Origin of the sequence: Neobacillus sp. YIM B06451, from assembly GCF_032667185.1 — a bacterium.
GTDB lineage: Bacteria > Bacillota > Bacilli > Bacillales > Cytobacillaceae > Bacillus_D.
In genome coordinates this window covers 56,168-70,298 of the sequence record NZ_JAVFKJ010000013.1, presented here as the reverse complement: position 1 = coordinate 70,298, position 14,131 = coordinate 56,168, and the positions used below count along the sequence as shown (strand labels likewise).

The 14,131-nt window shown below is 47.9% G+C and carries 14 protein-coding genes and 1 pseudogene; 4 read left to right on the top strand and 11 right to left on the bottom strand.

Annotated features, from left to right (window positions below):
• Positions 1-82 precede the first annotated feature (82 nt).
• The gene (locus tag RB160_RS18360; protein WP_316571887.1) at positions 83-418 is read right to left on the bottom strand and encodes a post-transcriptional regulator; all 336 of its coding nucleotides are present in this window, start codon (positions 416-418) and stop codon (positions 83-85) included.
• A gap of 78 nt (positions 419-496) precedes the next feature.
• Here RB160_RS18360 and spoVB point away from each other — a divergent pair, with 78 nt between their 5' ends.
• Positions 497-2,056: a stage V sporulation protein B gene (spoVB, locus tag RB160_RS18355; protein WP_316571886.1), complete on the top strand. Its 1,560-nt coding sequence runs from the start codon at positions 497-499 to the stop codon at positions 2,054-2,056.
• 71 nt (positions 2,057-2,127) lie between these two features.
• On the opposite strand, the gene RB160_RS18350 is transcribed toward spoVB, so the two are convergent.
• Positions 2,128-2,793, bottom strand: a complete 666-nt coding sequence (locus tag RB160_RS18350) for a DUF421 domain-containing protein (RefSeq protein WP_316571885.1) — start codon at positions 2,791-2,793, stop codon at positions 2,128-2,130.
• Between the two features lie 165 nt (positions 2,794-2,958).
• Between RB160_RS18350 and RB160_RS18345 the strand changes: the two genes are divergently transcribed.
• Positions 2,959-3,354, top strand: a complete 396-nt coding sequence (locus RB160_RS18345) for a TIGR04086 family membrane protein (protein WP_483870182.1) — start codon at positions 2,959-2,961, stop codon at positions 3,352-3,354.
• 56 nt (positions 3,355-3,410) lie between these two features.
• Here the strand turns inward: RB160_RS18345 and yajC are convergent, their stop codons facing one another.
• The 6 genes from yajC to ruvA form a co-directional block, all read right to left on the bottom strand.
• Positions 3,411-3,695, bottom strand: coding sequence for a preprotein translocase subunit YajC (yajC, locus tag RB160_RS18340; protein WP_316571884.1), 285 nt, complete (start codon positions 3,693-3,695; stop codon positions 3,411-3,413).
• 30 nt (positions 3,696-3,725) lie between these two features.
• A complete protein-coding gene (gene tgt, locus RB160_RS18335; RefSeq protein ID WP_316571883.1) occupies positions 3,726-4,865 on the bottom strand; it encodes a tRNA guanosine(34) transglycosylase Tgt in 1,140 nt (379 codons plus the stop codon).
• Between the two features lie 100 nt (positions 4,866-4,965).
• Positions 4,966-5,994, bottom strand: coding sequence for a tRNA preQ1(34) S-adenosylmethionine ribosyltransferase-isomerase QueA (gene queA / locus RB160_RS18330; protein WP_316571882.1), 1,029 nt, complete (start codon positions 5,992-5,994; stop codon positions 4,966-4,968).
• A 40-nt stretch (positions 5,995-6,034) separates the two neighbouring features.
• Complete coding sequence (locus RB160_RS18325; RefSeq protein WP_316571881.1) at positions 6,035-6,241, bottom strand: DUF2905 domain-containing protein; 207 nt, start codon at positions 6,239-6,241, stop codon at positions 6,035-6,037.
• Entirely contained in the window at positions 6,238-7,239 is a 1,002-nt protein-coding gene (gene ruvB / locus RB160_RS18320) for a Holliday junction branch migration DNA helicase RuvB (protein WP_316571880.1), read from the bottom strand. The genes RB160_RS18325 and ruvB overlap by 4 nt, the downstream gene beginning before the upstream one ends.
• A 10-nt stretch (positions 7,240-7,249) precedes the next feature.
• Positions 7,250-7,861: a Holliday junction branch migration protein RuvA gene (gene ruvA / locus RB160_RS18315; RefSeq protein ID WP_316571879.1), complete on the bottom strand. Its 612-nt coding sequence runs from the start codon at positions 7,859-7,861 to the stop codon at positions 7,250-7,252.
• A 132-nt stretch (positions 7,862-7,993) separates the two neighbouring features.
• Between ruvA and RB160_RS18310 the strand changes: the two genes are divergently transcribed.
• Positions 7,994-8,515 (top strand): endonuclease, encoded by a 522-nt coding sequence (locus tag RB160_RS18310; protein WP_316571878.1) that lies wholly within the window; start codon positions 7,994-7,996, stop codon positions 8,513-8,515.
• Between the two features lie 102 nt (positions 8,516-8,617).
• Here the strand turns inward: RB160_RS18310 and RB160_RS18305 are convergent, their stop codons facing one another.
• The 3 genes and pseudogenes from RB160_RS18305 to safA form a co-directional block, all read right to left on the bottom strand.
• Positions 8,618-9,160, bottom strand: coding sequence for a BofC C-terminal domain-containing protein (locus RB160_RS18305; protein ID WP_316571877.1), 543 nt, complete (start codon positions 9,158-9,160; stop codon positions 8,618-8,620).
• 252 nt (positions 9,161-9,412) lie between these two features.
• The gene (locus tag RB160_RS18300; RefSeq protein WP_316571876.1) at positions 9,413-10,405 is read right to left on the bottom strand and encodes a phosphotransferase; all 993 of its coding nucleotides are present in this window, start codon (positions 10,403-10,405) and stop codon (positions 9,413-9,415) included.
• Between the two features lie 2,607 nt (positions 10,406-13,012).
• Positions 13,013-13,163 (bottom strand): annotated as a pseudogene (gene safA / locus RB160_RS24120) (SafA/ExsA family spore coat assembly protein); the annotation flags it as partial.
• 187 nt (positions 13,164-13,350) lie between these two features.
• Between safA and RB160_RS18290 the strand changes: the two are divergent.
• Positions 13,351-13,893, top strand: a complete 543-nt coding sequence (locus RB160_RS18290) for a transcription repressor NadR (protein WP_316571875.1) — start codon at positions 13,351-13,353, stop codon at positions 13,891-13,893.
• Positions 13,894-14,131 lie beyond the last annotated feature (238 nt).

The window sequence follows — 14,131 nt, the reverse complement described above, 5'->3', positions numbered from 1 at the left end:
CAAAATGCATAAATACCAGCTTAGGCGTTCGGCCAAAAAACGCATGAGGGCCCCACAATGATAGCGGAGCCGCCGTCACAGGTTATTTCAGTAACTCTTTCCACTCTTCTTCATTATCAAGGGAAAAGGGCGATTCTTTATACGTTTCAATCGTTGCAAAACTGATGAAGTCACTCATTTTCACCGTAAGAATATCCTGGACAAGCTGATGGAAAAGCTTTTCCCCCTTGTCCTTTTTCCACTTCTTCTTGACGAGATACTTCCAAAGCTCCTCTTCGCTGATTGAATCGTTCCCGAGCAACCGGAATTCATCCAGCTTGCTCTCAAGGACAGGAGCGAGTGTTACCCGGTAATGATCGTAAACATGCCCGTTTTCCATTTGGCCCTCCTGAAGCTGTTTGTCTTCTTTTTCATCCATCCGCGTGTCTTCTTGTCCACCTCGTTGCATATAGTTAATTGTATATGAAATCCACTATTTTGAGAAGGTGGGAAACGAATGTCTAAGTTTTTAAAAGGGACAGCCATCCTGCTTTTGGCAGGCTTTATAACAAGGGTGCTTGGCTTCATCAACAGAATCGCGATCGCCCGCTTTATCGGCGAGGAAGGAGTCGGGCTGTATATGATGGCTTATCCATCCTTAGTCCTGGTCATCACGATCACCCAATTCGGCCTTCCTGTTGCGATTTCGAAAAACATCGCAGAAGCCGAGGCGCGGGGTGAATATGGGAAAATCAAAAAAATACTCGTTGTCTCCCTTGCTACAACCCTTACGCTGTCCGTGATTTTCACTCCCGCCCTTATTCTGCTTGCTCCCTGGCTGTCCGAGACTCTGTTTACGGACAACCGTACGTACTACCCGCTCATCGCGATTGCCCCAGTCGTCCCAGTCATTGCCGTTTCATCCGTTTTGCGCGGCTATTTCCAGGGGCGCCAAAACATGAAGCCAGCCGCCTTCTCGCAAATCCTTGAGCAATTTTTCAGGATTGCGCTCATTGCAGTCATGACCAAGGCATTCCTTCCCTATGGGATTGAATATGCAGCAGCCGGAGCCATGCTTTCGGCAGTCATTGGCGAAGTTGTTTCGCTTCTTTATTTAATGGCGGCTTTTAAGCTGAAGAAGAAATTCCGCCTCCGAAAAGATTTCTTTAAATTTGTCCGTGACGGAAAAAAGCCATTCAAGGAACTGATGACTGTTGCCGTCCCTACTACAGGAAGCAGGCTGATTGGTTCCGTTTCGTGGTTTTTCGAACCGATTGTTGTCTCTCACAGCCTTGGGCTTGCAGGTATCGCCGCGACCTTGGCGACGAAACAGTACGGCGCGCTCACCGGCTTTGCGATGCCGTTGCTCCTTTTGCCATCGTTTATCACCTACTCGCTCGCGACCTCACTCGTTCCGGCCATTAGCGAAGCCAATTCAAAAAATGACGGCAAATTGATTGAATACCGGCTCCAGCAGTCCCTCCGGTTTGCATTTTTAACAGGGGGCATATCGGTCGCCGTGCTGTATGTTTTGGCCGAGCCGCTTATGATGCTGATGTACGGATCGGAAAATGGCGCCCAGTTCATCAAGCTGATGGCACCATTCTTTTTATTTTATTATTATCAGGGACCGCTTCAGGCTGCCCTCCAGGCATTGAATTTGGCGAAAGCTGCAATGATTAACAGCCTGATCGGAGCGGTTATCAAAACAGCCGTCATTTTCGTCCTCGCATCCCAGCCAACCTTTGGGATAAACGGAGCCGCACTAGGGATCATTACCAGCTTTGTACTCGTCACCCTGCTCCATTTCGCGACCGTTTTAAAAAAGATTTCATTCTCTTTTTATTTAATGGACTATTTTAAGGGATTCTTGGCGATAGGAATTTCAGGATATGCCGGCTATTTCATTTATGCAAATCTTCCAGCAGGTACGGCTCTTTTGTCCCGCGTGCTTCTCTCAGCAATATCCATGGGGGTGCTTTATATCATCCTGGCTGTCTTTCTGAAGCTGGTCCGCCCTGCTGAACTGAAACGGATTCCTTACATCGGCCCGTTCCTTTCAAGGTTATCTTTCTAACCGAACCTTTGTGTATAGAGGGCCCAATTTTTCAAAAAAAGGCTGGCGTCCAACATTCCCTGGAGCCAGCCCTAGCTTTTATCGTGCTTATCTATATAAAATTCACCCTGGTCATAGCTGCAAAACGAAATTTTCCGGATTTCCGGAGCACCCTGTTTTTTTAATTCCTGCCTGAGCCAAAAGCTCGTTTTGTTGATTCTTCGGAGGTTTTCCTCCTGAATCATCCCATCTATTATCAAAGGCATCGTGATATCCCCCTGGGAGCTTTTCTTTTTTTTCCCTGGAGGCTCTTTTTTAAATACAGAAAGCTTTCCGGACGGCTCAAGAATGGCGAATTCAACGTCGGATATATTTCTGATGTTTTTTTCCCTTAGCTGGACAAGAAGGTCATCGAAATTATAGCGCTGTTTCTTCATCGTCTTTTCGTCTATTGTACCCTTATTAATGATGATCGATGGCCTTCCGTCTAGCAAATCCCTGAATCTTTTACTTTTTAGGGAGATAAAAGAAAAAAGGATTTGCAGGATGACAATTGCAAAAATTGGGATAAGTGTATGCATGAGATGATCTTGTGTATTTTCAATTGCCATTGAAGCGATTTCGGCCAGCATGATTGTTACGACTAGATCGATGACACTTAGCTCCCCTACTTCCCTTTTGCCCATCAGGCGAAATGTTACAATGACAAGGAGATATAATAGGACAGTCCGAAACAGAATCTCCCAATGATGAGCCATATTGACGCCTCCTGGTTTTCGATACTCTTATTCTTTTCACTTTGGCAAAAAAAAGTACGGTACTTTTTACCACACTGGACGAATTTGGAGTCTAATTCTTTTCCGTTCTGAATATGCTTGTACTAGGCAAAGACTTGGCCCTTGCTGCTGGGGCGAAAGGGGAGGGTGAAAATCGAGAACAGGGGCATCGGAAGAGGAATCGTCTATGGGCTGATCTTCATTTTCGTGGTTGCGGTGGTCAGCTCGTTGATCTTTTCGTTAATCTTAAGGTTCACATCTGTGCGTGAAATGTCGCTCGAGTACATTATTACGGCTATGTCGTTTATAGGCCTGTTCGGCGGGGGTTTCCTCGCGGGTGGAAAAGCCGGCGAAAGAGGTTGGCTGCTGGGCGGGCTGACAGGGCTGATTTATTCGGTAATTGTATTTTTGTTTCAGTATTTAGGATATGACAAGCTTTTTGACTGGGAGCAAATTGTTTACCATATTTGTTATATCCTCATTGCAATGATGGGCGGTATCCTCGGAGTGAATATTGCGTCCCCAAAAAGGACGGCTTCTTGATTGTTCGCCAAAAAAGCAAAAAGGCATTCTCCCAAACCGGAGCATGCCTTTTTGTATTAGCTGTTAGATGTTTCTGCAGCGACAACATCACGGATTGCCGCCCGATCGTATGTAAGCCTGCTTCCATCCCCGCAGCGGATGACAACCTTGTCCTCATCCAATGAATCAACAAACCCGTGAAGGCCGCCAATCGTTACGACGCGGTCCCCTTTTTTGAGTTCGCTTTGCATTTGCTGGACTGCCTTTTGGCGCTTTTGCTGTGGACGGATCAAGAGAAAATAAAATAGGACAAACATTAAAATCAATGGCCCTACAGTACCGAGTAATCCTCCTCCTGCCATATGTGTTTCCCTCCTTTCGATGACATCTATTTAGAAATTTTTCGCATCCGGTTTATTGAAGCCGTAACGCTCAAAATATTCTTCCCTGAAGTCCCCCAGACGGTCTTCCCTGATTGCCTGTCTGACTTGCTCCATTAATTCTATCAGAAAATGCAGGTTATGATAAGATGTAAGTCGAATTCCGAATGTTTCGTCACATCTGATCAAATGGCGGATATATGCCCTGCTGTAATTGCGGCATGTATAACAGCTGCAATTCTCATCAATTGGCCCGAAATCGCGGGCAAATTTGGCATTCTTGACGACAAGCCTTCCATTGCTTGTCATAAGTGTCCCGTTCCTGGCAATCCGTGTCGGAAGCACGCAGTCAAACATATCGACTCCACGTATCGCCCCATCAATCAACGAATCTGGAGAGCCGACTCCCATCAAGTACCTTGGTTTATTCGATGGAAGAAGCGGGGTTGTAAATTCCAGGACACGGTTCATGACATCCTTCGGTTCGCCGACGGACAGCCCGCCAATGGCATAACCTGGAAAATCCATACTTACTAGGTCGCTCGCGCTTTGCTTGCGAAGGTCTTCAAACTCTCCCCCCTGGACAATCCCGAACAATCCCTGGTCCTCAGGCCGCTTGTGCGCGTTCAGGCAGCGCTCGGCCCATCTTGACGTACGCTCTACCGACTTTTTCATGTATTCGTGGGTTGCCGGAAACGGCGGACATTCATCAAAGGCCATCATAATGTCCGAACCAAGCGCGTTCTGGATTTCCATCGCCTTTTCCGGAGACAGGAACAGTTTATCCCCGTTTAAATGATTCCTGAAATGGACCCCTTCTTCTTCAATCTTCCGGAATTCACTTAAGGAGAACACCTGGAAGCCGCCGGAATCGGTCAGGATTGCCCTGTCCCAGTTCATAAATTTATGGAGGCCGCCAGCCTCACGGACAATCTCATGGCCAGGGCGCAGCCAGAGATGGTACGTATTGCTCAATATGATTTTTGCCCCCATTTCCTTCAATTCCTCGGGGGACATCGTTTTCACTGTGGCCAGCGTGCCCACTGGCATAAAAATAGGGGTTTCAAAGCTTCCGTGTGGAGTATGGACCCTTCCAAGCCTCGCACCTGTCTGTTTGCATGTTTTTATTAACTCGTATGTGATTGCTGCCAAAGCAAACTTCTCCTTCCATAGGGAAATGCCCCATCATCACCGCCAACCCTCCGGAGGTTTGGATGATTTGAAAACAAGGCGAAACCCTGAGACAAAATGGTTAAATAATCAGCATTGCGTCGCCAAAGCTGAAGAACCGGTATCGCTCCCTGACTGCCGTTTCATAGGCATGCAGGATGTTTTCCCTGCCAGCAAGGGCGCTTACAAGCATGATCAAGGTTGATTTCGGCAAGTGGAAGTTGGTGATCATTCCGTCAATCGCCTTGAACTCGTAGCCCGGATAAATAAAAATGTCCGTCCAGCCGCTTGAGGAGGCGAATAGGCCATTGTTCGCAGACGCCACCGTTTCAAGCGTCCTTGTAGAGGTGGTTCCGACAGTTATGATCCTGCCGCCCTTTTGCTTCGTTTCATTCAGGAGCGTTGCCGTGCCTTCGGATACGATGTAAAACTCCGAATGCATATCATGTTCCTTGATATCTTCCACACTGACCGGCCTGAATGTACCAAGTCCAACATGAAGGGTAATAAACGCGATATTGACGCCGATTCCCCTGATTTCATCAAGAAGTTCCTCGGTGAAATGGAGCCCGGCGGTCGGCGCGGCCGCTGATCCGCGCTCCTTCGCGAAAACGGTCTGGTAGCGATCCTTATCGTCAAGCTGTTCTTTAATATATGGAGGAAGCGGCATTTCACCTAGCTGTTCAAGCAGCTCGTAAAAGATTCCTTTGTACTTAAATTCAAGCACCCGGCCCCCATGATCTGACTCCCCGGTACAAACCGCCGTCAGCAGCCCGTCCCCAAAATCAATTTCGGTGCCGACTTTAATCCTTTTTGCTGGCTTTGCGATCGTCTCCCACGCATCACCATCAAGCTGCTTCAAAAGGAGTATTTCAATCTTGGCCCCTGTATCCTTTTTCGCGCCGTACAACCTGGCGGGAAGCACTTTCGTATCATTCAGGACGAGGCAATCACCCTTACGCAAATATTCCTTAATGTTTTTGAAAATCTCATGTTTGATGCCGCCGTTTTTTTTATCAAGCACCATCAGCCTGCTATTCGACCTGCTCTCAAGAGGGGTTTGTGCGATAAGTTCCTCTGGCAGGTGAAAATCAAATATATCCACTTTCATTCGTGACACCCTAACGTCTTAAAATAACGGGCAGGAATACTTACCTGAACCTGCCGGCAATATAAAAAATGAGCGATAACACAATGCTGAGCACAATGGACGTGACAACCGGGAAATAAAAGGTAGTATTCCCCTTTTTAATCAAAATATCACCGGGCAGCCGCCCCAGCTTCAAAATCGGCATCAACAGACCAATCACAAAAATAATCGCGCCGATTGCCATCAGCATTTTTGATAGTCCGGTCATTTTTTCGGCACCTCCAAGTGGAAATGTCGATAAACAAGGTCCGTTACGACCCGTCCCCTCGGCGTCCGCTGAAGGAATCCAATTTGCAGCAGGTAAGGTTCGTAAACATCTTCAATCGTGTCAGACTCCTCACCTATCGTCGCGGCAATCGTATCAAGGCCGACCGGCCCGCCCCGGAACTTTTCAATGATCCCGAACAAAAGCTTATGGTCGATGTGGTCAAGGCCGAGCCTGTCCACCTGGAGCAGTTCGAGCGCCTCAACCGCCATTGGAAGGTCAATATCCCCGTTTCCCTTTACCTGCGCAAAATCACGCACACGGCGGAGCAGCCTGTTGGCAATCCTTGGCGTCCCGCGGGACCTTCTTGCGATTTCGGTTGCTGCCTCCCCGGAAATGGCCGTATTTAGGATTTCAGCGGTCCGTTCCACAATTTCTTTCAATTGTTCTTCCCTATAATACTCGAGACGCGCCAAAACACCAAATCGATCACGGAGCGGAGCCGAAATCGATCCTGCTTTCGTCGTCGCGCCTACAAGCGTAAACGGAGGCAGATCAAGGCGGATCGACCGCGCTTCAGGCCCTTTTCCAATGACGATATCAAGGCAAAAATCCTCCATTGCAGGATAAAGTACTTCTTCGATTGCCCTTGGGAGCCTGTGAATTTCATCAATGAACAGGACATCGCCAGGTTCAAGCGCTGTCAGGATAGCTGCGAGGTCACCAGGCCGCTCAATCGCCGGGCCGGAGGTTGTTCTAAGGTTTACCCCCATTTCATTGGCAATAATCGCAGCTAAGGTCGTCTTTCCAAGTCCGGGAGGGCCGTACAGGAGGACGTGGTCGAGCGTTTCCCCCCGCATCCGCGCCGCGCGGATAAACACTTCAAGATTGGCCTTGACCTTATCCTGCCCAATGTACTGGGACAGTCTCTGAGGCCTCAGGCTTGTTTCAAAGATAGCATCCTGGTTGTCGGCTTCGCTTGAAACAACTCGTTCATCCATATCGATCACCCTACTTCATAAGCCTTTGCAAAGCTTTTTTAATGTATTGGTCTGTTGAAAGATTTTCTTTCTTCAATTCAGGTGATATTTTGTTTATTTCCCGTTCGCTATAGCCAAGCGCCTTAAGCGCGAGAACCGCTTCTTCAAACTCCCACGATCCAGAGCCAGGAACAGGTTTCCCCGCCTCGGGGTTGAAAAGGTCTGGGAACAGGTTCGGCGTAATATGCTGAAGCTTTCCTTTTAAGTCAAGGATCATTTGCCTGGCTGTCTTTTTCCCTACACCGGGAAATTTCACAAGAAATGCTTCATCCTCATTCTCTATCGCCTGGACAACTTGGACTGGTTCCCCAAAGGCCAGGATGGCTAGCGCGCCTTTTGGCCCGATTCCAGAAACGCTTAACAGCTTTGTAAAAAGGGTCTTTTCCTCTCGTGATGAAAAACCGAATAACCCCATTACATCCTGGCGTACATAATGGAATACAAAAACAGTCACGTTGGTACCTATTTTACCGGCATAGGCAAACGGATTCGGAGTGGCGATCTGCCAGCCTATCCCGGAATTTTCAATGACTATGTATTCAGGACCGACGTAGTCCAACTTCCCACTGATAAAATCAAACAATATACTCTCTCCTCTTCCTTGCTGTACTCCATTCTACCATACTCTTTTTAGGAAATTGAACAAAATGGTTGATTCACTTCGGGTTGTTACTTATAATGAGAAAGGTTTAAATTTCATCTTGGGGGTTACGAAATGAAGAAATTGTTGGCATTGCTGGCTGTTTTCACTCTGGCTTTCGTGGTTGTCGGCTGTTCCGAAAAGGATAGCTCGAAAGGCGCAGAGGATACAAACAAAGAAGAAAACAAGTCCGAGCTTACTGACCAGGTTAAAGCAAAAATGTACAATGCTGTCCGTTTGGCTGAAAACAAGGTTGACACTGTTTACGCACATGACACAGCTGAAGATGGAGAAACTCCAATCCTTAATGCTACATTTGCGGACGAAGCTGCTGCAGAGACTTTTTTGACCAAGTATTATAGCGAAGATGTCGCAAAACAAATCTCCGAGCATTATGCGACAGGAGAAAAGACAGATAAAGACCAGATTATCGTAAAAGCAGAGCCATTCTTTGCAAAGTCGATTACTGGAACAACACTGGATGATGTAACAATTGAAGGCGATGCAAACAAAGGCACCGTTAAAACAAACGAAGGCGTTACCTATACCGTTGAACTCAAAGACGGCCAATATGTAATCACAAGCGTTGAACAGTAATATAAAACAACAGAAGGACCGGGCTGAACATTCCAGCCTGGTCCTTTATTAATTCCTGAACGATTGTACCTATATGAATCTGCTCCTGAATGGCAATCCTCATTATTCATGCCCTGTTTCACATGTCGAATAGGGCTTGAAGCTTTCAAGCACTTCCACATATCTGTCCCTCGTCTTGATAGGGATGCCTTTTCTCAGTTCAGCCTGTTTCCTGCTCTCGAGCTTCTCAACATCAATTTGGAAAAAGGACTGGATGATTTGGGAATAAGGCGGCCTGCCGTTAAAGATGGCCAATACCCCTTCCCCGCTCAGCCCGAAATAGCCGTTTGTCTTCAGCAAAGGGGAAATGTCCTCGACCTGGCTCCTTAACACGACGGAATCCTTGCCTACATCGACCACGGACCACCCTTTATACTTTGACCAGAACTCTTCCCAGGAGACAGCCGTTTCTATGAGTTGCTCCTGGCTTACTTCCCTGTCAACATACACTTTTTCAAGAGTAACCTTTATACGAAGAGGTTCATGCTTTTCGGTTGCTTCCGGAATGGTCTCTTCAACCGCAAATGCTTTAATTTCCGGGCAAATGAGCCCCCAAAACAGAATGATGAAGAATACAGCCGCCATTAATGCTGGTTTTCGCTTCATTTCGCCCACCTCTTCCTGGTCTTTAAACCTTAGTGGTAATTTCGTTTATAGCATTTCCCGATTTCGGCTGTTTATCCTTTCTTATAATGAAATCCTCAATCTGTGATTCTGCTGTTAGGAGAGTAGGTTTTAACAAGGGGAAAAGTAAAAAACACATTGGCCAACCGGTTTGTGGGCCTGCGTGTCCTCATTTTCAACCGGTTTCACCTCTTAAAATAGGGCAAAGCGAACGCCTTGCCCCGGAAGTTCGATTTACGTTGTTTTTATCCTAGCGTGGATTGTTTTTACAAAATTCCGCCTGTCTGAAAGTCTGTACATCGTCATTTCTTTTACATGGCCGACTTTCATGGAGTCAGGTAATTTTTCACTGTTCAAAATCCTATTCCATTCCCGTAAAATATCCGTCGGGTACACAAGGGCATGCAGAAAAGCTTCCTCCTTTAAAAAGTCCTTGATTTCTTCATAAGCTGAAAGTGTACCGAACGACCATCCAATGAAAGGCAGGATCCGGTTCGCATACTGAAGATAATCAAGGATTGGAGGGCCAATGGAAACCAAGTCAAAATCGATGAGATTTACCCTGCCATTCCGTGACCTAAGAAAATTATGATGGGCGACATCACCGTGGAGGATTGCCTGGGGCCCTTCTGAAAATAACCCTGCCCCCCTCTTCATCCCTTTAAGTGCCCAGTCCGCCCAGCTGAGTATTTCATCGCAAACTTCTCCTCCGAGAACACCCGATATAAAGGGTGTGTTCGCGGAAAATCGCGCCAGGCGATCCTCCCATTTACTGATTTGTTTCGCAACAGGGATTGATAAACGGTAAGCCCCCGCTATTTTTTCGGTAACATTGTGAAATTTTCCCAAAACCTTCAAGCCTTCTGACCGGTCTTCCACAGTTTGAAAAGAAAATGCCTTTGGATGAGGGGGAATGTATTCAATAAACCCAAAATACAAGCCATTTGCATAAAATGGGCCTTGTCTGCCTGGACGAAAATACGTATAGGTGTCACGGAAACCGTGCCTTTTCAATAATTCAGTGAAATTCTCCAACAGGATGAGGCGGTTGAATGAAGAGTAGCCTTTTACGATAAACTCGCCTGCCGAAGTGTGTACATAAAAGATAGTTGGCCGTAGTTGTATGATTTCTCTTACAGTCCCCGGAAAGGATTTTAAATAAGAGAGGAGACGATTTGTTAATTCATCGTCTCCCTGCGGTCCTCTCCCTCTAATCCTTGCTTTCATTTGCAAATCCAAATTGGCTTGGGCCCGAAGGACCGATTCCATATGGGTTCATGAACGGCCGCTGGGCAAATGGCAGCGGCGGGGCGAAAATCCGCGGAATGGACGGATCGATTTCCCTTTCAGCCACCTCTCGCTGGTTTTGGTCCCTTTGCTGCGATTGGCCGGTTTCTGTTCCAGACTGTCCAGGCAGTTGCGTGCCCATCTGCTGTTCGCCATATGGCATCTGGCCGCCTAACGTCGGAAGCTGCTGGCCAGGCATAAAGTGCTGTCCGCTAAATGTCGGGATCTGCTGCTCCCCTCCTGGATATGGCTGGCCGAACATTGGCTGCGTGCCGCTCATCGGGAATTGCTGCCCGACTGGCATTTGTCCGCCCATCGGGAACTGCTGCCCGTACATTGGCTGTCCTCCAGCCATCTGCCCGAATGGCATTTGTCCGCCCATCTGCATCTGCCCGCCGTACATTGGCTGGGCGCCGCCCATCGGGAATTGCTGGCCAGGCATAAAGTGCTGCCCGCTAAATGTCGGGATGTGGTGCTCCCCTCCTGGATATGGCTGGCCGGACATTGGCTGGGTACCGCTCATTGGGAACTGCTGGCCATATGGCAGCTGTCCGTCTCCAGGAACCTGACCGCCGTACATTGGCTGGCCTCCACCCATCGGGAATTGCTGGCCGACTGGCATTTGTCCGCCCATCGGCATCTGCCCGTCGTACATTGGCTGCATGCCACCCATCGGGAATTGCTGGCCGACTGGCATTTGTCCGCCCATCGGCATCTGCCCGTCGTACATTGGCTGCATGCCGCCCATCGGGAATTGCTGGCCGACTGGCATTTGTCCGCCCATTGGCATCTGCCCGTCGTACATTGGCTGGGTGCCGCCCATAGGGAACTGCTGGCTGTATGGCAGCTGTCCGTCCCCAACTACCTGACCGCCGTACATTGGCTGGGTGCCGCCCATAGGGAATTGCTGGCCGTATGGCAGTTGTCCGCCCATCGGCATCTGCCCGCCGTACATTGGCTGGGTGCCGTCCATCGGCATCTGCCCGCCGTACATTGGCTGGGTGCCGTCCATTGGGAATTGCTGGCCTGCCAAAGGCGTTGTTTGCCCGTATGGCAGCTGTCCTCCATAAGGCGTCTGCTGGTATGGACTTCCGCTATAACCAATTGGGGATTCATCTTCCATTAAGCCCGCTCCCGGCATTTGCTGTGTATAAGGAAGTTGCTGGCCTACTGAAGGGGCAAATTGCTGGCCCATTACAGGCTGCTCCATAAAGCCTGGCATTTGCTGGCCATACGCTTGCTGGGCCATTTCAGCAGGATTTGGCTGCATATACATCTGCTGCCCTGCTGGAGCCATGTATTCCTGCTGTCCGGCAAAAGGCATTTGCTGTGCGCCATCAGGATTTCCTTGGCCGTATAACTGTCCCATATACCCTGCGTATTGCCCATGCGGCTGCTGTCCGTGGCCCATCTGATACAACAACGGCATTGAGGAAGATGAGGATGAAGAAGATTCAGCCTCATAATGATGCGTGTACATTGTACCTGCTACTCCTGCTACCATCGGCGGTTCATTTCCCATCATAAACGGCTGTGCCTCATACATTGCGCCCTGAACGACAGGCTGTGGATAACACGGATCGGCCTGGTACATAACCCCTCCTACCTGCTGAACTGGGTAACATGGATCATGCATTGCACCCTGGACAACAGGATAAGGTGCACAGACAGCCTCCGGTAAAATTGCTTCAGGAATGGGTGGACATGGCACAGGGCATGGGTAACAAACGCCAGGCATCACCGGCGTTACCGGGACACAATATTCCTCATACATAACTGGCTGCGCCTGGCTGACGGGCATTACTGGTGCAGGTGCAGGCGGAGGAGTCTTCATCGGCATTTCCGCCTTTGGCGGCAGTGGAACTTCTTTTATCGGCGGAGGCATGGGAACTTCTTTTAAAGGAAGGACCGGCTGCTCTTTTACAGCTTGTATGGGAACTTCTTTTAAAGGAAGGATCGGCTGCTCTTTTACAGCTTGTATGGGAACTTCCTTTATGGGAGGAAGCGGAATTTCCTTTTTCGGCTGAATTGGCGCTTCCTTTTTTATTGGGACTTCTTTTAGCGGTATTTCTTTTTTAATTGGAACTTCTTTAATCTGCATTTCTTTTTTAATTGGAACTTCTTTAATCTGCATTTCTTTTTTAATTGGAACTTCTTTAATCTGCATTTCTTTTTTAATTGGAACTTCTTTAATCTGCATTTCTTTTTTAATTGGAACTTCTTTAATCTGCATTTCTTTTTTAATCGGTATTTCTTTAATTGGCATTTCCTTTTTAATCGGAACCTCTTTTTTCGGCGTGGCTATGTTTAGTAAATAATTCGTTTCTATATCTGTTTCCTGGATGGTAAGCTGGGGCATTTTCGGGGTATAGGGAGCGACTGGCGATTCCATTGCGATTGGCTGGGCAGGAACCGGAACATCGGGCGATTCCTCTGGCTGCGGCGCTTTAATATTGGCGAACGGGTGCTCAGCAATAGGCACTTCCTTTTTTGCCCCGAATTTGATTGCCGCTCCTCCCGGGGAAGATTCTTTCTTTACCGTGCCTCCCCCTGACGGAACTTTTATTTTCATACCGGGCATAATCATATCAGGATTGCTGAGCTGTGAATTTAGCTTCTTCAGCTCTTCAAAATTCACGCCGTACTTCTTGGCGATCTTCCAAAGAGTATCCCCTTTCTGTACGATATGGATTTTCACTCTGATTTCCCTCCTATGGCATAAGTCCATATAGTGTATGTCGGTCTGGGCAAAATGCTAACAATCTACATAAAAAGTTATGCCATTGGCCCATCGAATATGACGGCATGCCTTGTGCTGTCGCGGTCCGGCCCGTAAATGTGATAAAATAATAGAAGCGAAATAAAAAGTTACTGGAGTGGTACATATGGGAGAGGAAAAGAAACTCCTTGGGGAGGAACGGAGGCAAATGTTGCTTTCCCTCTTGAAAAATAGCAACACGCCAATCACGGGAAGCGAGCTGGCGTCAACCGCGAAGGTCAGCAGACAGATTATCGTAGGTGATATTACGCTCTTGAAGGCAAAAAATGAACCAATTATCGCGACCAGCCAGGGCTATCTATATTTAAGGCAATCGTCGTTGTCACCCGTTTTTGAAAAAACAGTACCCTGCCATCATCCGCCCGGCAAAACAGAGGAAGAACTAATGTTGATTGTGGATGAGGGGGTTACAGTCAGGGATGTAAAGATCGAACATCCTGTATATGGTGACCTTACCGCCTCCATCATGGTCTCGAACCGCCAGGAGGTTAAGCAATTTATTGAAAAAATCCAGACAACAAAAGCGGCTTTTTTGTCAGAACTGACAGGCGGGTACCATCTTCACACCCTGTCAGCGCCGTCGGAGCAAGCGCTTGAAAAGGCGGAAGCCGCCCTGAAGAAAGCGGGAATCCTTTTTGAAATCGGCTGATCCCTTGCTTATATTAAAAATCCCCATGCGTGCGGCTCGATGGGGATTTTTGTTTTGTCCTGATATTTCCGGTTAATTATGTGTTAAATTTAATTATTTTTAAATATTGAACGTTGTAAAGCGCCTTTACTGCTGTTCGGGAGTTAAATCTTCTTTTAACGACCGAACGACCCGCTGGCAACTACTGTTCGGGAGTTAAATCCTCTTTTAACGACCGAACGACCCACTGGCTACTGCT